At 74.2% G+C, this 19,813-nt stretch carries 13 protein-coding genes and 1 riboswitch; of the genes, 6 read left to right on the forward strand and 7 right to left on the reverse strand.

Features of this window, described 5'->3' with window-relative positions:
- The first annotated feature begins 194 nt into the window (after nt 1-194).
- From ACQKM2_RS34635 to ACQKM2_RS34650, 4 genes are read left to right on the forward strand one after another with little or no spacing between them, the layout of a single operon-like run.
- Nucleotides 195-1,415 carry an MFS transporter gene (locus tag ACQKM2_RS34635; protein ID WP_427716911.1) on the forward strand — a complete coding sequence of 407 codons (1,221 nt, stop codon included), beginning with the start codon at nt 195-197 and terminating at the stop codon, nt 1,413-1,415.
- The gene (gene cbiE / locus ACQKM2_RS34640; RefSeq protein ID WP_427716913.1) at nt 1,412-2,716 is read left to right on the forward strand and encodes a precorrin-6y C5,15-methyltransferase (decarboxylating) subunit CbiE; all 1,305 of its coding nucleotides are present in this window, start codon (nt 1,412-1,414) and stop codon (nt 2,714-2,716) included. The genes ACQKM2_RS34635 and cbiE overlap by 4 nt, the downstream gene beginning before the upstream one ends.
- Nucleotides 2,713-3,462, forward strand: coding sequence for a precorrin-4 C(11)-methyltransferase (gene cobM, locus ACQKM2_RS34645; RefSeq protein WP_427716914.1), 750 nt, complete (start codon nt 2,713-2,715; stop codon nt 3,460-3,462). Before cbiE ends, cobM begins: the two co-directional genes overlap by 4 nt.
- Entirely contained in the window at nt 3,452-4,225 is a 774-nt protein-coding gene (locus ACQKM2_RS34650) for a cobalt-precorrin-6A reductase (RefSeq protein ID WP_427716915.1), read from the forward strand. Before cobM ends, ACQKM2_RS34650 begins: the two co-directional genes overlap by 11 nt.
- Nucleotides 4,226-4,282: 57 nt before the next feature.
- Here the strand turns inward: ACQKM2_RS34650 and ACQKM2_RS34655 are convergent, their stop codons facing one another.
- The 3 genes from ACQKM2_RS34655 to ACQKM2_RS34665 are packed head-to-tail and all read right to left on the reverse strand — an operon-like array spanning nt 4,283 to nt 7,723.
- Nucleotides 4,283-5,803, reverse strand: a complete 1,521-nt coding sequence (locus ACQKM2_RS34655) for a precorrin-2 C(20)-methyltransferase (protein ID WP_427716917.1) — start codon at nt 5,801-5,803, stop codon at nt 4,283-4,285.
- Nucleotides 5,800-6,447 carry a precorrin-8X methylmutase gene (locus ACQKM2_RS34660; protein WP_007267284.1) on the reverse strand — a complete coding sequence of 216 codons (648 nt, stop codon included), beginning with the start codon at nt 6,445-6,447 and terminating at the stop codon, nt 5,800-5,802. Before ACQKM2_RS34660 ends, ACQKM2_RS34655 begins: the two co-directional genes overlap by 4 nt.
- A gap of 4 nt (nt 6,448-6,451) precedes the next feature.
- The gene (locus ACQKM2_RS34665) at nt 6,452-7,723 is read right to left on the reverse strand and encodes a cobalamin biosynthesis protein CobG (protein ID WP_427716918.1); all 1,272 of its coding nucleotides are present in this window, start codon (nt 7,721-7,723) and stop codon (nt 6,452-6,454) included.
- Between the two features lie 415 nt (nt 7,724-8,138).
- A riboswitch (cobalamin riboswitch) is annotated at nt 8,139-8,238 on the forward strand.
- A 53-nt stretch (nt 8,239-8,291) separates the two neighbouring features.
- Here ACQKM2_RS34665 and cobN point away from each other — a divergent pair.
- Entirely contained in the window at nt 8,292-11,912 is a 3,621-nt protein-coding gene (cobN, locus tag ACQKM2_RS34670) for a cobaltochelatase subunit CobN (RefSeq protein ID WP_427716919.1), read from the forward strand.
- Nucleotides 11,913-12,118: 206 nt separating this feature from the next.
- Nucleotides 12,119-14,341, forward strand: coding sequence for a terpene synthase family protein (locus tag ACQKM2_RS34675; protein WP_427716921.1), 2,223 nt, complete (start codon nt 12,119-12,121; stop codon nt 14,339-14,341).
- A gap of 3 nt (nt 14,342-14,344) precedes the next feature.
- On the opposite strand, the gene ACQKM2_RS34680 is transcribed toward ACQKM2_RS34675, so the two are convergent.
- From ACQKM2_RS34680 to ACQKM2_RS34695, 4 genes are all read right to left on the reverse strand, one after another.
- Nucleotides 14,345-15,580 carry a GNAT family N-acetyltransferase gene (locus ACQKM2_RS34680; protein ID WP_427716922.1) on the reverse strand — a complete coding sequence of 412 codons (1,236 nt, stop codon included), beginning with the start codon at nt 15,578-15,580 and terminating at the stop codon, nt 14,345-14,347.
- A gap of 115 nt (nt 15,581-15,695) precedes the next feature.
- A complete protein-coding gene (locus tag ACQKM2_RS34685; RefSeq protein WP_427716924.1) occupies nt 15,696-16,961 on the reverse strand; it encodes a YncE family protein in 1,266 nt (421 codons plus the stop codon).
- Nucleotides 16,962-17,087: 126 nt separating this feature from the next.
- Complete coding sequence (locus ACQKM2_RS34690; RefSeq protein WP_427716925.1) at nt 17,088-18,239, reverse strand: XdhC family protein; 1,152 nt, start codon at nt 18,237-18,239, stop codon at nt 17,088-17,090.
- Between the two features lie 76 nt (nt 18,240-18,315).
- A complete protein-coding gene (locus tag ACQKM2_RS34695) occupies nt 18,316-19,779 on the reverse strand; it encodes an NCS2 family permease (RefSeq protein WP_427716926.1) in 1,464 nt (487 codons plus the stop codon).
- Nucleotides 19,780-19,813 lie beyond the last annotated feature (34 nt).

A 19,813-nucleotide genomic window follows, 5' to 3' on the forward strand; every position in this document is an offset into this window, starting at 1 on the left:
GAATTTCGCTGCGCGAAATCCAGCCCGCGCGGCGGTTGAGGCGGAACGGGGTCAGGGGCGGAGCCCCTGGGAACGGTGGAAGGGCGGGTAGGGGACAGCCCCGCAGGGCCCACCCACCCGCACCGGCACCCGCTGGCTTTCGCGTGGGCGCGAAACTCTGCGGGGCCGGGCGGCCCCCGTCGCAGACTCCCCGCATGTCGCGCAGCTATCGCTCCCTCCTCGTCCGCACCCCCGAGTTCGGCCCCTTCTTCCTCGCCGCCGCCCTCCGCGTCGCCGCCTCCACCACCGGTGGGCTCGCCCTCGGGGTGCTGGTCTACGGGCGGACCGGCAGCCCCCTCCTGGCCTCCCTCGCCATGTTCGGCCCCTCCCTCGCCCAGGTGCTCGGCGCGACGCTGCTGATGGCCGCCGCCGACCGGCTGCCCCCGCGGGCCGCGCTCGCCGGGCTCGCCGCCCTCGCCACGGCCGGGACCGGGCTGCTCGCCGTGCCCGGGCTGCCGCTGTGGGCGGTGTTCGCGGTGCTGCTGGGGCAGGGGCTGGCCGACTCCCTCACCGGCGGGGTCTGGTACGGGCTGCTCACCGAGATCCTGCCCCCCGGGGACTACCTCCTCGGCCGCTCCCTCCTCGCCGTCGCGGCCGGTGTCACGCAGGTCGCCGGCTTCGCCGCCGGCGGGCTGCTGCTGGGCGCGCTGTCCCCGCGCGGGGTGCTGCTGGTGTCGGCCGGGCTCGGGGCGGCCGCCGCGCTCACGGTCCGGTTCGGGCTGCGCCGCCGGGCGCCGCGGGCCGGGGGCCGGCCGTCGCCCGCCGAGACCTGGCGCGTGAACGCCCTGCTGCTGTCCGACCCGGCCCGCCGGACCCTGTACCTCGCCCTCTGGGTGCCGAACGGGCTGATCGTCGGCTGCGAGTCGCTGTTCGTCCCGTACGACCCCGCGCACGCCGGGCTGCTCTTCGGCTGCGCCGCCGCCGGGATGCTGGCCGGGGACACCGTCGCGGGCCGCTGGCTGCCCGAGCGGTGGCGCGCGCGCCTGGCGGCCCCGCTGCGGCTGCTGCTCGCGCTGCCCTACCTGGTGTTCGCCCTGCAGCCGGGGCCGGTCCTCGCGACGGCCGCCGTCGCCCTGGCGTCGACCGGCTACGCGGCCGGGCTGCTGATGCAGGAGCGGCTCGTACCGCTGCTGCCCGAGGGGACGCAGGGGCAGGCGCTCGGTCTGCAGTCGGCCGGGATGCTGACGATGCAGGGGGTGTGCGCGGCCCTCGCCGGGGCGGTGGCGCAGTACACCTCGCCGGCGGCCGCGATCACCGTGCTGGCGGCGGTGTCCGTGGTGGTCACCCTGGCACTGGAGCCGGGTCTGCGCCCCGATAGGCTGCGGATCCGTCCGCCGCATTCCCCTTCTCCCGTTCCCCGAGGTACCGCGCAGTGAGCTCCGCAGCACCCCCCGCACCGGTGACGGTCGTCGGCCTCGGCGCCGACGGCTGGGCCGGGCTCACCGCCGGCGCGCGGTCCGCGCTGGCATCGGCCGAGGTGCTGATCGGCGGCCCCCGGCAGCTGGACCTGCTGCCGGGCGCGGACTGCGCCGGGCTGCGGGTGGCCTGGCCCAGCCCGCTGCGCCCGGCCGTGCCGAAGCTGATGGCCGAGCACGCGGGGCGCCGCATCGCCGTCCTGGCCAGCGGGGACCCGATGTTCTACGGGATCGGCCGCGCCCTCGCCGAGGAGCTGGGCCCGGACGCCCTGCGGATCCACCCGCACCCGTCGTCGGTGTCGTACGCGTGCGCCCGCCTGGGCTGGCCCGTGGAGGACACCGAGGTGGTGACGGTGGTCGGCCGGCCGGTGGCCCGGCTGGCGGCCGCGCTGCACGAGGGCCGGCGGGTGCTGGTGCTCAGCGCCGGAGCTGCGACCCCGGGCGAGATCGCCGCTCTGCTTCGAGAGCGGGGCTTCGGCCCGAGCCGGATGCGGGTGCTGGAACAGCTCGGATCCGAGCGCGAGGACGCGTACGAGGGCACCGCGGCGGACTGGCGGCGCGAGCCCGGCGACCCGCTCAACGTGGTCGCCGTGGAGTGCCGCCGGGACCCCGCGGCCGGGGTGCCCCGGCTCGGGGCGACCCCCGGCCTGCCCGACGCCGCGTACGAGCACGACGGCCAGCTCACCAAGCGCCACGTGCGCGCCGCGACCCTGTGCGCGCTCGCCCCGGCCCCCGGCGAGCTGCTGTGGGACATCGGCGGCGGCTCCGGGTCGATCGGCATCGAGTGGATGCGTACGCACCCGTCCTGCCGGGCGGTGGCGATCGAGCGGGTCCCGGAGCGGGCGGGGCGGATCAGCCGCAACGCCGCCGCGCTCGGCGTGCCCGCCCTGCGCGTGGTCGTCGGCGCGGCCCCGGCCGCCCTGGACGGGCTCCCGGCCCCCGACGCGGTGTTCATCGGCGGCGGGCTGACCGCGCCGGGGCTGCTGGACGCGGCCTGGGCGGCGCTGGCGCCCGGCGGCCGGCTGGTGGTCAACACGGTCACCCTGGAGTCGGAGGCGGTCCTCGCGGAACGCCACCGGCGCCACGGCGGCGAGCTGGTGAAGCTGGCCGTCGCGCACGCCGTGCCGGTCGGCGGTTTCACGGGCTGGCGGCAGGCCATGCCGGTCACCCAGTGGTCGGTCACGAAGCCCGTGGCGGACACGCAGCCCGCGCCGGACACGCAGTCGGCACCGGACGCGAAGACACAAGGAGAAGCAGCATGACCGTGTACTTCATCGGCGCGGGCCCCGGCGCCGCCGACCTGATCACGGTGCGCGGTGCCCGGACCCTGGCCGCCGCCCCCGTCTGCCTCTACGCGGGCAGCCTGGTCCCGCGCGAGCTGCTCGCCGAATGCCCCGACGGCGCCCGGCTGGTGGACACCTCGCAGCTGAACCTGGACGAGATCATCGCGGAGTGCGTGCGCGCCCACGCGGCGGGCCTGGACGTGGCGCGGCTGCACTCGGGCGACCCGTCCATCTTCAGCGCGGTCGCCGAGCAGATGCGGCGCCTGGACGCGGCCGGAATCCCCTACGAAGTGGTGCCGGGCGTACCGGCGTTCGCGGCGGCGGCCGCCGCCCTGAAGCGGGAGCTGACGGTCCCCACCGTCGGCCAGACCGTGATCCTGACCCGGATCGCCCAGCAGGCCACGCCCATGCCGCCCGGCGAGGACCTGGCCACGCTCGGCCGCAGCGGTGCGCTGCTGGTGCTGCACCTGGCCACCCGGTACGTCGACCGGGTGGTGGACGAACTGCTGCCGCACTACGGCGCCGAGTGCCCGGTGGCGGTGGTGGCGATGGCCAGCCGTCCCGACGAGCTGATCCTGCGCGGGACCCTGTCCGACATCGCGGCGCAGGTGAAGGCGGCCGGGCTGGTGCGGACCGCCGTCATCGTGGTGGGCCGGACGCTGGGCGCCGAGCAGTTCCGCGACAGCCACCTGTACTCGCCCGAGCGCGACCGGCATGTCTGCTGAACCGGCCGGAACCGGCGCGGCCGCCGGTCGGCACGTCCTGATCCTGGGCGGTACGACGGAGGCCCGCCGGCTGGCGGAGGCGCTGGCCCGCGAGACCTCGTACCGGGTGACGACCTCGCTCGCGGGCCGGGTCTCCGCGCCCGTGCTCCCGCCGGGCGAGACCCGGATCGGGGGGTTCGGCGGCGTCACGGGACTCGCCGCCTGGATCGTCGCCAACGACGTCACGCACGTGGTCGACGCCACGCACCCCTTCGCGGAGCGGATGAGCTTCCACGCGTCGGAGGCGGAGGCTTACACGGGCGTGCCGCTGCTGGCGCTGCGCCGTCCCGGCTGGACGCCGGGGCCGGGCGACGACTGGAGGTTCGCGGACTCCCTCGCCGACGCGGCCGCCGTGCTGCCCTCGCTCGGCGGCCGGGCGTTCCTGACCACCGGCCGGATGGGGCTGCACGCCTTCGCGCACCTCACCGGCACCTGGTTCCTGGTGCGTTCGGTGGACCCTCCGGCCGCTCCGATGCCGCCGCGGCTGGAAGTGCTGCTGGCGCGGGGCCCGTTCGGGCTGGACGAGGAGCGGGAGCTGCTGGCCCGGCACCGGATCGACGTGCTGGTCACCAAGGACAGCGGCGGCGACGCCACCTCCCCCAAGCTCACCGCCGCCCGCGAGGCCGGGATCCCGGTCCTGGTCGTACGCCGGCCCCCGGTCCCGGAGCACGTGCCGCGGGCGGCTTCGGTGGGGGCGGTCCTGGACTGGCTCCGCCGGGACTGAGGCCGGCCGCGGCCCGGGCGGTCGTCCCGCCCGGGCCGCGGCCGGCCTCCCGTCGGCTCACGGGTAGCGGCGCGGCGTCCACGTCACGTGCGAGCCGTCGGGCCGCGTGGTGACCTGGGTCTGCGAGGAGCCGATCAGCAGGATCGTCCGCATGTCCACCTCGGACGGGTCCAGTTCGGCGAGCGTCAGCACGCGCACCGACTGCTCCGGGCCGCCCACGTCCCGTGCCACGACCACCGGCGTCTGCGGCGCGCGCAGCTCCAGCAGCAGTTCCCGCGCCTGGGCGACCTGCCAGGTCCGGCTGCGCGAGCCCGGGTTGTACAGGGCGAGCACCAGGTCGGCGGCGGCGGCCGCGCGCAGCCGCTCCGCGATGACCTCCCACGGCTTGAGCCGGTCGGAGAGCGAGATGGTGGCGTAGTCGTGGCCCAGCGGGGCCCCGGCGGCGGCCGCCGCCGCGTTGGCGGCGGTGACGCCCGGCAGCACCCGTACGGGGACGTCCTCGTACGGGGCCTGCCCGGCCACTTCCAGGACGGCGGTGGCCATGGCGAACACCCCGGGGTCGCCGCCGGAGACGACGGCCACCCGCTTGCCGCGGCGGGCGAGGTCGAGGGCGAACTCGGCGCGCTCGGACTCCACCTTGTTGTCGGAGCCGTGCCGCACCTGGCCCGGCTTGACGGGCACCCGGTCCAGGTAGGTGGTGTAGCCGACGAGGACCTCCGCGTCGGCCAGCGCCCGCCTGGTCTCCGGGGTCAGCCACAGCGGTCCGGCCGGACCGGTGCCGACGACCGCGACCTCGCCGGGGCCGGACGGCACGCTGCCCGGGTTGCCGATGCGGCTGGGGACGACGGCGACGGCGAAGTACGGAACGCTGTCGGGGTCGGTGTCGGCGAGGACGCCGGTCCGCTCGCCCTCCATGGTGGCGCGCTCGACGTAGCGGGCCTCGGCGAGCCGGCCGCTGTTCTCCATGGCGCGGCGGACGGCGGGGAAGGTGCGGCCGAGCTTCATCACGACCGCCGAGTCGGTGGCGGCGAGGCGCGCGGTGAGCTCCTCCTCGGGCAGGGTGCCGGGCAGGATCGTCAGCACCTCCTCGCCCTCGACGAGGGGGGTGCCGAGGCGGGCGGCGGCGGCGCTCACGGAGGTGACGCCGGGGATCACCTCGGCCTCGTACCGGTCCGCGAGCCGCTTGTGCATGTGCATGTACGAGCCGTAGAAGAGCGGGTCGCCCTCCGCGAGCACGGCGACGGTGCGGCCGGCGTCGAGGTGCGCGGCCAGGCGGGCGGCGGAGGCCTCGTAGAACTCCTCCATCGCGCCCTGGTAGCCGCCGGGGTGGTCGGTGGTCTCGGTGGTGACCGGGTAGACCAGCGGTTCCTCGACGTGGTCGGAGCGCAGGTGCTTCGCGGCGATCGAGCGGGCGATGGAGCGGCCGTGGCGGGCGCTGTGGTAGGCGACGACGTCCGCTTCGGCGATCACCTCGACGGCCCGCAGGGTCATCAGGGAGGGGTCGCCGGGGCCGAGCCCGACGCCGTACAGCTTGCCCTTCACGGCGCCGTCCTCACGCGGTTCCTGACGGTCGCTCATTCTTCCTCGCTCGCGATCGCGTTGATCGCGGCGGCCGCGATGGCGCTGCCTCCGCGCCGGCCCCGCACGATGAGGTGGTCGAGGCCCGAGGGGTGGGCGGCGAGTGCGTCCTTGGACTCGGCGGCGCCGATGAAGCCGACGGGCACGCCGATGACGGCGGCGGGGCGCGGGGCGCCCTCCTCGATCATCTCCAGCAGCCGGAACAGGGCGGTCGGCGCGTTGCCGACGGCGATCACGGAGTTCTCCAGCAGGCCCCGGTCGCGCCAGACTTCGAGGGCGGCGGCGCTGCGCGTGGTGCCCATCTTCGCGGCGAGGGCGGGGACGGCCGGGTCGGAGAGGGTGCAGACCACGTCGTTGTCGGCGGGCAGCCGCTTGCGGGTGACGCCGCTGGCGACCATCTGCACGTCGCACAGGATCGGCGCGCCGGCGTGCAGGGCCGCGCGGGCCCGCAGGACGACGTCGGGGGTGTAGCCGAGGTCCTGGGGGAGGTCGGTCATGCCACAGGCGTGAATCATGCGCACCGCGACCTGGGCGACCGATGCGGGCAGCCCGGAGAGGTCCGCCTCGGCGCGGATCGTGGCAAAGGACTGGCGGTAGATCGCGGCGCCGTCCTTCTCGTACTCGAACACGGTGTACTCGCTCATTTCTTCACTGCGATGCGGGTGGTGTGGTGGTGCGTGCGGCCGTGAGGGCGGCCGCGAGGTCTGCGAACGGGGTGGGCCGGCCGTCGAGTTCGTACCCGTCGGGGGTGGCGACCAGGTCCACCCAGGCGGTGCCGCGGGGGTGTCCGCACCGGCGGGCGCACCCGGACCAGTGCACGGGCAGCGCGGCCGCGGAGTGGTCTTCCGTGGTGACGGCGCGCGCGTCGGCGCGTACGTCCGCGAGGGATTTGGCGCAACCGGGCCTGCCCGTACAGGCGGTGACGGACTGCCAGGGCCCGCCGGGTCCGGTCACCAGGCCGGCCGCCTCCAGCGCGGCGTGGCCGTCGACGTGGCCGCGGGTGGCCGCGCCGGGCAGGACGACGCTGCGCCACGGAGTGACGCGCAGCCCGCCGCCGGCGGCGTCGGCGGCCCCGGTCAGCGCCCGCCACTGGGCGGAGCCGAGCCGGCCGAGCGGGGGCAGCACGCACAGGGCGTCGCCGTGGACGCCGGGCCGGGGCGGTTCCGCGTGCGGCCACGCCACCTCGGGCAGGCGGTCGGCGCGGATCCCGGCGGCGGCCAGCCGCAGGGCGAACTCCCCGTCGTCCGGGGCGTGTCCGTCGGGCAGCTCGGCGACCCGCCAGGCCCGGGTCCCGGCGGCGTCGGCGGCGTCGAGGAAGTACTCGGCGGCCAGCAGCGCCGCCCGGGGCGCGTCGTCCGCGGTCACCTCGACGGCGCCGGCCGCGGCTCCGACCCGTACCAGCACCCGGTCGCCGCTGCCGAGGACGGTCACGTCGGGGTCGAGGGCGGCGACGTCCCCGCGCCCGTCGTCGAGGGCGAACAGGAACCGCCCGGACAGGCCCGTGGCCCGGATACTGGCGCACAGCAGGCGGTCCAGCTCCCGGACCCGGTGCACGACGCGGGGCCCGCCCAGCGGGGAGGCCACGACGTTGCGGACCCGCTCGTGTCCGGGCGCGGGCAGCAGCCCGGCGCCGTCGAGGAGCTCGGCGAGGCCGGTGCCGCAGCCGTCGGCGAGGCCGCGCAGCTGGACGTTGCCGCGGGAGGTGAGTTCCAGGTGCCCGTCCCCGAACCGGTCCGCGGCGAGCCCGAGCGCGGACGCCTGCGCGGTGGTGAGCAGCCCGCCGGGGATCCGGACGCGCGCCAGGTACCCGTCGGCGGCGGCGTGCAGCCGCAGCGCGCCGGGGCAGGCGTCGCCGCGGTCGCGTATGGCGGGTTTGTCCCGCGACGCGGCGGAGGGGGGCTGGGGCATGGCCGCGAGCATACCCACGATTCCCGACCCCCGACCTGTGTCCGTCACCACCCCGACCAGCCCGTCCACCCCGCCCACCTCCCGCACCCCACCACCCCCGGAGGCCCCGGAGCCTCGGGGCCCGGCCCGACCGGGGCCGAGACCCGGCCCCCACCGGGGCCCGGGGCGCAACCCCCAGGGGGCCGGGGCGCAGCCCCCAAGCGGGCCCGGGGGCGCAGACCAGAAGCGGGCCCGGGGCGCAGCCCCGGGGAACGGGCGAAGGGCGGGGCGGGGAGCAGCCCGCGCAGCGGCCCCGAGCGGCCCCCGACCCACACCACCCACACCACCCGGCCCACCCGGCCCGCGCGGCACCACCCCACCCACCCCCACTCCCGGCCAGGGAAAAGGCCGCCTAAGATGACCTTCCGACGGACCGTTCGGCCCGTCATCGCCGAGGACGGCGACATGGGAGGAAGCCCGGTGCGATTCCGGCGCGGTCCCGCCACTGTGAACCCCGCGGAGCGATCGGCCGGGTGAGTCAGGAACTCCCGCCGTCCTCACTGCCCGGGGCGCGGAAACCCCGAGGAAGGCCTGCCGCCGCATGATCCTGCTGCTGTCGACGTCCGACACCGATCTGCTCAGTGCCCGCGCCGCGAACGTCGCCGGCGGCCCCGTGCCGTACCGGTTCGCGAACCCCTCCCGCCTCCCCCTGGACGACCTGCCCGGTCTGCTCGACGGGGTCGGGCTGGTCGTCGTACGCCTCCTCGGCGGCCTGCGCGCCTGGCAGGAGGGCCTGGACGTGCTCCTCGCCGCCGGGCAGACCCGCCCGGTGGTCGTGCTGACCGGCGAACAGGCCCCCGACGCGCAGCTGATGGAGGCCTCCACGGTCCCGATCGGCATCGCCGCCGAGGCGCACCGCTACCTCGCGCACGGCGGCCCGGCCAACCTCGAACAGCTGGCCCGCTTCCTCTCCGACACCGTGCTGCTCACCGGTCACGGCTTCGAGCCCGCCGCCGCCTCCCCCACCTGGGGCGCCCTGGAGCGCCCCGCCACGGAGGCGACCGGCCCCCAGATCGCGGTGCTGTACTACCGCGCGCACCAGATGAGCGGCAACACCGCCTTCGTGCACGCCCTCTGCGACGCCGTCGAGGCCAAGGGCGGGCGGCCGCTCCCCCTGTACGTCTCCTCGCTGCGCACCCCGGAGCCGGAGCTCCTCCAGGCCCTGTCCTCCGCCGACGCGATCGTCACCACGGTCCTCGCGGCCGGCGGCACCCGCCCCGCGACGGCCTCCGCCGGCGGGGACGACGAGTCCTGGGACGCGGGCGCGCTCGCCTCCCTGGGCGTGCCGATCCTGCAGGCCCTGTGCCTGACGGGTTCGCGCGGCAACTGGGAGGAGAACGACGAGGGCCTGTCCCCGCTCGACGCCGCCACCCAGGTCGCCGTGCCCGAGTTCGACGGCCGTCTGATCACCGTCCCGTTCTCCTTCAAGGAGATCGACGAGGACGGCCTGCCCGCGTACGTGGCCGACGCCGAGCGGGCCGCCCGCGTCGCCGGCATCGCGGTGCGCCACGCCCGCCTGCGGCACATCGAGCGCCGCGACAAGAAGATCGCCCTGGTCCTCTCGGCGTACCCGACGAAGCACTCCCGCATCGGCAACGCCGTCGGCCTGGACACCCCGGCCAGCGCCGTGGAGCTGCTGCGCACCCTCATCTCCCACGGCTACGACTTCGGCCCCGCGGCCGAGATCCCCGGCCTGGTCTCCGGCGACGGCGACGAGCTGATCCGCGCCCTGATCGAGGCCGGCGGCCACGACCAGGACTGGCTGACCGAGGAGCAGCTGGCCCGCAACCCCGTCCGCATCCCGGCCGCGGACTACCGGCGCTGGTTCGCCGAGCTGCCCGCCGAGCTGCGCGGGAGCGTCGAGGAGCACTGGGGCGAGGCCCCGGGCAACATGTTCGTGGACCGCTCCTCGAACCCGGACGGCGACATCGTCCTGGCGGCCCTGCGCCGCGGGAACCTGCTGATCCTCATCCAGCCGCCGCGCGGCTTCGGCGAGAACCCGATCGCGATCTACCACGACCCGGACCTGCCGCCCTCGCACCACTACCTGGCCGCGTACCGCTGGATCCAGGCGGCGGCCGAGGACGGCGGCTTCGGCGCCGACGCGATGATCCACCTGGGCAAGCACGGCAACCTGGAGTGGCTGCCGGGCAAGAACGCCGGCCTGTCCGCGTCCTGCGCCCCGGACGCGGCCCTCGGCGACCTGCCCCTCGTGTACCCGTTCCTGGTGAACGACCCGGGCGAGGGCACGCAGGCCAAGCGCCGCGTGCACGCCACCCTGGTCGACCACCTGGTGCCGCCGATGGCCCGCGCCGAGTCGTACGGCGACATCGCGCGCCTGGAGCAGCACCTGGACGAGTACGCCCAGATCAGCTCCATGGACCCGTCGAAGCTCCCCGCGATCCGCGCCCAGATCTGGACGCTGATCCAGGCGGCGAAGCTGGACCACGACCTGGGTCTGCAGGAGCGCCCGGACGACGACGGCTTCGACGACTTCCTGCTGCACGTCGACGGCTGGCTGTGCGAGGTCAAGGACGCCCAGATCCGTGACGGCCTGCACGTCCTCGGCGGCGCTCCGACCGGTGAGGCCCGGGTCAACCTGGTCCTGTCCATCCTGCGGGCCCGTCAGATCTGGGGCGGCACCTCCGCCCTGCCCGGCCTGCGCGAGGCCCTCGGCCTCGACGAGTCGGCGGCGACGCGTACCGCGGCGGACACCGTCGAGGAGACGGCCCGCGCGCTGGTCCAGGCGATGGAGGACGCGGGCTGGTCCCAGGACGCGGTCGCCGCGGTCGCGGCGGGCCACCCCCAGGCGGTCTCCGACATCCTGGCCTTCGCGGCGAACGAGGTCGTCCCGCGCCTGGCCGGCACCACGGACGAGATCGCCCACGTCGTGCGGGCCCTGGACGGCGGGTTCGTCCCGGCCGGTCCGTCGGGCTCGCCGCTGCGCGGCCTGGTCAACGTCCTGCCGACGGGCCGCAACTTCTACTCGGTCGACCCGAAGGCCGTGCCCTCCCGGCTGGCGTGGGAGACGGGCCAGGCCCTCGCGGACTCGCTCCTGACCCGCTACCGCGCCGACCACGACGGCGAGTGGCCGGCTTCCGTCGGGCTCTCCCTCTGGGGCACGAGCGCGATGCGCACGGCCGGCGACGACGTCGCCGAGGCCCTGGCCCTGCTCGGCGTCCGCCCGGTCTGGGACGAGGCCTCGCGCCGCGTCACCGGCATCGAGGCGATCCCCCTGGAGGAGCTCGGCCGTCCCCGCATCGACGTGACGCTCCGCATCTCGGGCTTCTTCCGTGACGCGTTCCCGCACGTCATCGGCCTCCTGGACGACGCGGTCCGGCTGGCGGCCTCGCTGGACGAGCCCGCGGAGTCGAACTTCGTCCGGGCCCACGCCCAGGCCGACCTGGCCGCCCACGGCGACGAGCGCAGGGCCACCACCCGCATCTTCGGCTCCCGCCCCGGCACCTACGGCGCGGGCATCCTCCAGCTGATCGACTCCCGCGACTGGCGCACGGACGCCGACCTGGCGGAGGTCTACACGGTCTGGGGCGGCTACGCGTACGGCCGCGGCCTGGAGGGCCGTCCGGCGCGCACCGAGATGGAGACGGCGTACAAGCGCATCACCGTCGCGGCGAAGAACACGGACACCCGCGAGCACGACATCGCCGACTCCGACGACTACTTCCAGTACCACGGCGGCATGGTGGCCACCGTCCGCGCCCTGCGCGGCACGGCCCCCGAGGCGTACATCGGCGACTCGACCCGCCCGGAGACGGTCAAGACCCGCACCCTGGTGGAGGAGACCTCCCGCGTCTTCCGCGCCCGCGTGGTCAACCCCAAGTGGATCGAGGCGATGCGCCGCCACGGCTACAAGGGCGCCTTCGAACTGGCGGCGACGGTCGACTACCTGTTCGGCTACGACGCCACGACGGGCGTGGTCGCGGACTGGATGTACGACAAGCTGACGGAGACGTACGTCCTCGACCCGACGAACCGGGCCTTCCTGGAGGAGGCCAACCCGTGGGCCCTCCACGGCATCGCGGAACGCCTCCTGGAGGCCGAGTCGCGCGGCATGTGGGAGAAGCCGGACCCGCAGGTCCTGGAAGCGCTGCGCCAGGTCTACCTGGACACGGAGGGCAACCTGGAGGGCGAGGCCGAGTAGCCTCGGCCCGCACGCCGGAAGGACAGCCCGGTCTCCGCACGGAGGCCGGGCTGTCGCCGTCCGTGCCCGCTGCGCCCCCGGTCACCCGGTCACCCGAAACGGTGAACTCCCCCTCGTCCGGGCGACGCCGCGGGCGGGGCAGTGCTGATCTCGTGCGGGGGGCCGGAACGCCTGCCCCCGTACCTTGACGAAAGGCCGGCCCCGCAGTGACGCAGCCGTTCCGACTGCCGGAGTTCTACGTGCCGTACCCGGCGCGCCTCAACCCCCACCTGGAGGAGGCGAGGACCCGCAGCAAGCGGTGGGCGCGGTCCTTCGGGATGCTGGAGGGGTCCGGGGTCTGGGAGGAGTCGGACCTCGACTCGCACGACTACGCGCTGCTGTGCTCCTACACGCACCCCGACTGCGACGCCGAGGCGCTGTCCCTGGTCACCGACTGGTACGTGTGGGTGTTCTTCTTCGACGACCACTTCCTGGAGATGTTCAAGCGCTCCCAGGACCGGGCCGGCGCCAAGGCCTACCTGGACCGGCTGCCCGCCTTCATGCCGATGGACCTGGCGGAAGGTTTCCCCGAGGCCACCAACCCCGTCGAGGCGGGGCTCGCCGACCTGTGGGCGCGTACGGTCCCGGCCATGTCGGCGGACTGGCGGGAGCGGTTCTCCCTCTCCACGAAGAACCTGCTCGACGAGTCCATGTGGGAGCTCGCCAACATCGGCATCGGGCGGATCGCGAACCCCCTGGAGTACATCGAGATGCGCCGCAAGGTCGGCGGCGCGCCCTGGTCGGCCGGCCTGGTCGAGTACGTGGCCGCCGAGGTGCCGGCGCGGGTGGCGCACTCGCGGCCGCTGGGCGTCCTGCGCGACGCCTTCTCCGACGCCGTGCACATCAGGAACGACGTCTTCTCCTACCAGCGCGAGGTGGAGGACGAGGGCGAACTCTCCAACGCCGTCCTGGTGCTGGAGACCTTCCTCGGCTGCACCACCCAGCAGGCCGCGGACATCTCCAACGACCTGATCACCTCCCGGCTCCAGCAGTTCGAGCAGACCGCCCTCACCGAACTCCCCCGCCTCTTCGCCGAACACTCCCTGGCCCCGGCCGAGACCGCGGCCGTGCTGGCCTACGCGAAGGGCCTGCAGGACTGGCAGTCCGGCGGCCACGAATGGCACATGGCCTCCAGCCGCTACATGAACGAGGGGGCCCGCGCCACCGGCCGGACGCCCCTGCCCTTCCTCCCCTCCGCGCCCGGCACCAGTACCTTCGACCTGCGCTCCGCCTTCACCCGCCGCTCGGTGGAGCTGCGCCGCCGCTCCTTCTCCTTCACCCCCTACGAGCGCACCGGCCCGTCGGTGGTCCCGGACATGCGCCTGCCCTTCGAGCTGTCCCTCAGCCCGCACCTGGCACACGCGCGCGAGGGCTCGGTGGAGTGGGCCCGCCGGACGGGGCTGCTGGACCCGCAGCCCGGGGATCCCGGCTCGGCGGTCTGGTCCGAGGAGCAGCTGCGCGGCTTCGACCTGGCGCTCTGCTGCGCGGGCATCGCCCCCGCCGCCGGGCGCGACGCCCTGCTGCTCATCACGCTCTGGATGATCTGGGGAACGTACGCGGACGACTACTACCCGCTGGTGTTCGGACGGAGCGGGAACGTCGCCGGGGCCGAGGCGGCCACCGCGCGGCTGACCGCGATGATGCCCCTCGACACCACCGCACCCGCGGTGGCACCGGTCATCGCGATGGAGCGCGCCCTCGCCGACCTGTGGCTGCGCACCGCACCGGGCCTGGACCCGGCCGTGCGCGCCGAGTTCCGCGCGGCCGTCGTGGACGTGCTGGAGAGCTGGACCTGGGAGGTGGACAACCGTGCCCACCACCACGTCCCGGACCCGGTGGACTACGCCGAGATGCGCCGCCGCACCTTCGGGACGCGGCTGACCCTGCTCATGTGCCGGCTCGGCCGCGAAGGCGGCCGGGGTGTCCCGGACGAGGTCCTGCGGTCGGGCACGCTCCGGTCGCTGGAGAACGCGGCGGCCGACATCGGCTGCATCATGAACGACGTCTTCTCGTACCAGAAGGACGTGGAGTTCGAGGGCGACATGCACAACCATCTGGTCGTCACCCGGCACTTCTTCGACATCGGGTATCCGCAGGCCCTGCACATCTGCCACTCCCTCATGGACCAGCGCACCGGGGAGTTCCGGCACCTCGTCGCGGAGCAGCTGCCGCAGCTCTGCGAGGACCTGGGGCTGGACGCCGGCGCCCGGGCCGCCGTCGACGCCTACGTGGGGGAACTGCGGGACTGGCTGGCCGGGCTCCTCAACTGGCACCAGAACGCGCGGCGTTACCGCGAGGAGGACCTGCGGCCCCAGGGGGACCGGCTGTCCACCGCCGTGCTGGGCAGCGGCTTCGGCATGGCGGCGGCGCGGATTCCGGGACGCCGGTAGGTGCTAGAACTCGTCGGACGTGTGCGGCAGCGGCCCGGTGCGCAGCGCCGCGTCGAGGGCGGCCGCGGCGCCGGGCCGGTGCTCGGTGACCAGTCCGGCGGCGACGAGCTCCTCCACCCGGGTCCCGCCCAGGTAGCAGGCGGCCAGCTCCCGTACGTCCAGGGACAGGTCGGGTTCCGCGCGGGCGGTCTCGCAGGTCGCCCCGCCGGGCCCGGCCTTGAGCCGGAACCGGCCGGCGTTCGCGGGCAGCCGTACGTCGGACAGTTCCAGGACGAGTTCCACGGGCGCGGCCCACGAGCGGGCGGTGAGCGCCGCCCCGACGTCGACCAGGCGCAGCCAGAGCGCCGGGAACTGGGCGGTGACCCTGACCTGGTCGCGGTCGGCGGCGAAGTGCAGTAGCGAGTCGTCCGGGGGGCGGCCCCACGCGGACACCTTGCCGGTCAGGTCGAGGGAGGCCAGGTACTGCCACAGCGCGGCGGCGACGGCCGGGGTCTCGGCTTCCAGTTCGTCGACGCGGACGAGGCCCGGGCTGCGGGCGGGTGCCCCGTCGTCCTCGTGCTTGGTGCGGTAGAGGACGTAGCCCGCCACCGGTTCCCCTGGGTCGCCGAGGGCGATGATCCTGGGCGGGCCCAGCTCCTCGTCCTCCTCGTCCTGTTCGCAGAGCCATTCCTCGGCCCAGCGCTGCTCGCTCCGGCCGGGCCTGCCGGCCCGGGTACGGCGGGCGGCCTCGTGGAAGGGGGCGATGAGGGTGGGGACCTCGTCGGGGCCGACCAGCCGCAGCGGGCGCGGGTCGGGGTCGATGCGCAGGGCGAGGGGCCGGGTGGAATCGATCTCGATGGTGGCGCCCTGGGTGGCGGCGCCGTAGCCGAAGCGGCCGTAGATGGCGGCTTCGGAGGCCCACAGGACGACGAGGGGGCTGCCGTCGGCGCCGGCGCGGCGCAGCTGTTCGTCCATGAGGGCGGTCAGGACGCCCCGGCGGCGGTGGGTCGGGGCGACGGAGACGAAGGTGAGGCCGGGGCTGGCGAGGTCGGTGCCGCCGGGCACGGAGAGGTGGAAGGGGTGGGCGGCCATGAAGCCGACCAGGGCGTCGCCGTCGTAGGCGCCGAGGCGGGCGCAGCGGGCGAGCAGGGAGTGGTGCCGTTCGCGCGTCTCCGGTTCCGGGCGGTCGTGGAAGACCAGGTAGGCGAGCTCCTGAGCGCGGTCGATGTCGGCTTCGGGTACCTCGCGGATGTCCACCATGATCGGGAGACTAATCGGTCATCGCGGACTGCTCACACCATATTGGCCGGATCTGCCCGTCCGGCCGGTCCCGCTGCCGGGTCCGGCCGGTGTCCGGGCCTGTCGGCAGGGGTCCTCAGCGGGTGGCGGGCCCGCTCCAGTCCGCCGGGACGTGACCGATTCGTACCCGTTGGGGGTGGTCGCCGACGGGGACGGAGACGCGGGTGGTCCCGGTGGCGAAGTCGATGGCGGTGACCCGGTCGGCTCCGCTCTCGGAGATGACGCAGGCGGTGCCGTCGCCGTTGACGGTGGCCCAGTAGGGCTTGGCGGCGGGGACGAGCGGCCCCTCGGCGAGGGTGGCGCGGTCGACGACGGTGGCGTAGTCGTCCATGGTGCCGGCGATGCAGAGCTTGCTCCCGTCGGGGCTCATGGACATGCCGTGGTGGCGGGAGTCGTTGACCCACTTGGTGCGGTCGGCGGGGGTGGCGGGGTTCTCGGGGAGGGTCTTGACGCGGGTGATCCGGTCGGAGGGGACGTCGTACTCGACGAACCCGTTGAAGAAGGAGACCTGGAAGTAGAGCTTGGTCTCGTCGGGGCTGAAGGAGACCGGCCGTACGGCGTCGGAGAGGTCCCCCCGGCCGAAGGCGTCGAGGCGTTCGCGCATGTCGATGACGCGGACGGTGCGGAAGGTCCCGGTGTCGACGACGGTGATCTTCCGGTCACCCTTGGTCCAGTCGAGCCAGGGGGCGTCGAGGGCGGAGGTGACGTCGCCGATGGCGCTGTTCCAGAGGTACCGGCCGCCGTCGGTGAAGGTGTTCTCGTGGGGTTTGTCGCCGGTGGTGAAGGATCCGGTCTGCCGGCCGGTGGCGATGTCGAGGACGTGGACGGTGTTGGCGGTGGAGGCGGAGACGGCGACGCGGGTGCCGTCGGGCGAGACGGCCATGTGGTCGGAGCGGTATCCGGCGACCGGGAAGCGCCAGTTGATCCGGCCGGTGCGCAGGTCGATGGAGACGACGTCGGCGAAGCTGGGGCGGGAGACCACGACGGCGGAGCCGTCGGGGGTGGTGTACATGTCGTCGACGAACTGGTCGTGGCCTTCGCCGGCCGTGGCGCGGATGCCGAGGAAGAAGCCGAGCTTGACGGGGTTGAGGTAGATCTCGCGGAGGCGTTCGGCCTTGTCGGGGACGACGTCGATCCGGCCGACGCGGGCGAGGTCGCCGGTGGAGGCGAGGACGTCGGCGGTGCCCTCCCAGTTGTTGCCGACGAAGAGCACCTCGCGCAGGCCGCCGTCCGGCGGGGTCGCCGCCCGCGAGGCGGGGCCGAGGGTGGCCGCGAGGCCCGCCAGCGCCAGGGCGCACGTCAGGCGGAGGGCGCGTGCGGGGGTGTGACGGGTCCGGGACATCCGCTCAACTCCGATACGGGAAAGCGCTGTTACCGGCCGGTAAAATAGGCGGGACATGCAGAAGGCGCAACCCCCGGGAGGGTCGCGCCTTCGCTCGTGTCAGGGGGTCGCCCTTCAGGTCGCCCTTCAGGCGACCGAACCGATCCTGCCGATCACCGTGTTCGAGGTGTCGTGGTGGATCGGGATGTGCGCGCCGGTGAGGGCGGCGCCGCTGCCGCCGCGGCGGTTCGCGACGATCTCGGCGGCGATGGACAGCGCGGTCTCCTCCGGGGAGCGGGCGCCGAGGTCCAGGCCGATCGGGGAGCGCAGCCGGGCCAGTTCGAGCTCGGTCACGCCGACCTCGCGGAGCCGCTTGTTGCGGTCCTCGTGGGTGCGGCGGGAGCCCATGGCGCCGACGTAGGCGACGGGGAGCTTGAGGGCCAGTTCGAGGAGCGGTACGTCGAACTTGGCGTCGTGGGTGAGGACGCAGAGCACGGTCCGGCCGTCGACCCGGGCGGTCTCCAGGTAGCGGTGCGGCCAGTCGACCACGATCTCGTCGGCCTCGGGGAAACGCTTCTTCGTCGCGAAGACGGGCCGGGCGTCGCACAGCGTCACGTGGTAGCCGAGGAACTTGCCGATCCGCACCAGGGCGGAGGCGAAGTCGATGGCACCGAAGACGATCATCCGCGGGGGCGGGACGCTGGACTCGACCAGGACCTTGAGCGGCTCTCCGCAGAGCCGGCCGTCGGCGCCGATCTCCAGCACGCCGGTCTTCCCGGCGTCGAGCATGGCGCGGGCCTCTTCGGCGAGGGTCCGGTCCAGCTCGGGGTGGCCGCCGAAGCCGCCCTCGAAGGAGCCGTCGGGGCGCACCACGAGGGCGCGGCCCGTCAGCTCGGCCGGGCCTTCGGCGATCCGGGCCAGCGCGGCGGCCTCACCCTGCGCGGCGGCACGCAGCGCGGTGGCGAGCACCTCCCGCAGGGGGGAGCCCACGGGGACCGGGGTGACCAGGATGTCGATGATCCCGCCGCAGGTCAGACCCACGGCGAAGGCATCGTCGTCGCTGTAGCCGAAGCGCTCCTGGACGGTCTCGCCGTCCTCGATCGCCTGCCGGCACAGCTCGTACACCGCGCCCTCCACGCATCCGCCGGAGACCGATCCGATGGCCGTGCCCTCGCCGTCGACGGCGAGCGCGGCTCCGGGCTGCCGGGGAGCGCTCCCGCCGACCGCCACCACGGTGGCGACGGCGAAGTCACGTCCCTGCTCGACCCACCGGTTCAGTTCTTCGGCGATGTCCAGCATGTGCGGCCTCCTCGGAGAGGTTTCGGATTCCAGTATCGGATGCGTGGAGGGTCAGGTGGTGCCCACGGGCCTTGCCCTACTTGACGCCGAGCCACGCCTCGATGGGGTGGAGGGCGAAGAAGACCAGGAAGATCCCGGTCAGGACCCACATGAAGGCGCCGATCTCGCGGGCCTTGCCCTGCGCGACCTTGATGGCCACGTAGGAGATCACACCGGCGGCGACACCGGGGGTGATCGAGTAGGTGAAGGGCATGATCACCACGGTCAGGAAGACCGGGATGGCGGTGGCGGCGTCGGCCCAGTCCACGTGGCGGGCGTTCTGCATCATCATCGCGCCGATGATCACCAGGGCCGCGGAGGCGACCTCACCCGGGACGATCTGGGTGATCGGGGTGAAGAACAGGCAGGCGGCGAAGAGCAGACCGCTGACGACGGAGGCGAGACCCGTGCGGGCACCCTCGCCGACGCCGGTGGCGGACTCGACGAAGACCGTCTGGCCGGAGCCGCCGGCGATGCCGCCGATGGCGCCACCGGCGCCGTCGATGAACAGCGCCTTGGACAGGCCCGGCATGCGGCCCTTGTCGTCGGCCAGCTTGGCCTCGGTGCCGACGCCGATGATGGTGGCCATCGCGTCGAAGAAGCCGGCGAGCACCAGCGTGAAGACGATCATGCCGACCGTCATGACGCCGACGTCGCCCCAGCCGCCGAACTCGACCTTGCCGAAGAGCGAGAAGTCCGGCATCGAGACCGCAGAGCCGTCGAGGGTCGGCGGACCGTTCTTCCAGGCCTTCGGGTCGATGTCCACGACGGCGTTCAGGATCGCCGCGAGGACGGTGCCGCCGACGATGCCGATCAGGATGGCACCGGGGATCTTGCGGGCCTGGAGCATGAAGATGCCCAGCAGGGTGACGCAGAACAGCAGGACCGGCCAGCCGGCGAGCTCGCCGACCGAACCGAGCTGGACCGGGGGACCGAACTCGGGGCCCTTGCCGACGAAGCCGGCCTTAACGAGACCGATCAGGGCGACGAACATGCCGATGCCCATGGTGATCGCGTGCTTGAGCGCGAGGGGGATCGCGTTCATGATCATCTCTCGGAGGCCGGTGACGACCAGGAGACAGATCACGACGCCGTACATGACGCACATGCCCATGGCCTGCGGCCAGGTCATCTGCGGGGCGACCTGCCCCGCGAGCACGCCGGAGACGGAGAGGCCGGCGGCGAGGACCAGCGGGACCTTGCCGATGAAGCCCATCAGGAGGGTGGTCAGGGCCGCGGCGAAGGCGGTGGCCGTGATCAGGGCCTTCTGGCTCATCGTGTCCCCGGCGACGTCCTTGCCGGAGAGGATCAGCGGGTTGAGCAGGAGGATGTACGCCATGGCCATGAAGGTCGTGACGCCGCCACGAATTTCATTGCCTACGTTCGACCCTCTGTGGGTGATGTGAAAGTAACGGTCGAGCCAAGAACGCCCAGCGGGGTTCAGAGTGCCGTCGCCGGCCTCTTCCGCGGTGGTCTTGGGCTCCACTGACGACTGGGTCATGGTGCCTAACTCCCAAGGTTCAAAGGGGCACCCG

Source organism: Streptomyces sp. NPDC004126, from assembly GCF_050275515.1.
Classification (GTDB): Bacteria; Actinomycetota; Actinomycetes; order Streptomycetales; family Streptomycetaceae; genus Streptomyces.

Bases quoted from the DNA above. Each gene is read 5' to 3' on its own strand.
- ACQKM2_RS34680 (WP_427716922.1), bottom strand. From the start codon at position 15,580: ATGGTGGACATCCGCGAGGTACCCGAAGCCGACATCGACCGCGCTCAG.
- ACQKM2_RS34695 (WP_427716926.1), bottom strand. From the start codon at position 19,779: ATGACCCAGTCGTCAGTGGAGCCCAAGACCACCGCGGAAGAGGCCGGC.
- ACQKM2_RS34665 (WP_427716918.1), bottom strand. From the start codon at position 7,723: ATGCTCGCGGCCATGCCCCAGCCCCCCTCCGCCGCGTCGCGGGACAAA.
- cobM (WP_427716914.1), top strand. From the start codon at position 2,713: ATGACCGTGTACTTCATCGGCGCGGGCCCCGGCGCCGCCGACCTGATC.
- ACQKM2_RS34650 (WP_427716915.1), top strand. From the start codon at position 3,452: ATGTCTGCTGAACCGGCCGGAACCGGCGCGGCCGCCGGTCGGCACGTC.
- ACQKM2_RS34660 (WP_007267284.1), bottom strand. From the start codon at position 6,447: ATGAGCGAGTACACCGTGTTCGAGTACGAGAAGGACGGCGCCGCGATC.
- cobN (WP_427716919.1), top strand. From the start codon at position 8,292: ATGATCCTGCTGCTGTCGACGTCCGACACCGATCTGCTCAGTGCCCGC.
- ACQKM2_RS34655 (WP_427716917.1), bottom strand. From the start codon at position 5,803: ATGAGCGACCGTCAGGAACCGCGTGAGGACGGCGCCGTGAAGGGCAAG.
- ACQKM2_RS34690 (WP_427716925.1), bottom strand. From the start codon at position 18,239: ATGCTGGACATCGCCGAAGAACTGAACCGGTGGGTCGAGCAGGGACGT.
- ACQKM2_RS34635 (WP_427716911.1), top strand. From the start codon at position 195: ATGTCGCGCAGCTATCGCTCCCTCCTCGTCCGCACCCCCGAGTTCGGC.
- ACQKM2_RS34685 (WP_427716924.1), bottom strand. From the start codon at position 16,961: ATGTCCCGGACCCGTCACACCCCCGCACGCGCCCTCCGCCTGACGTGC.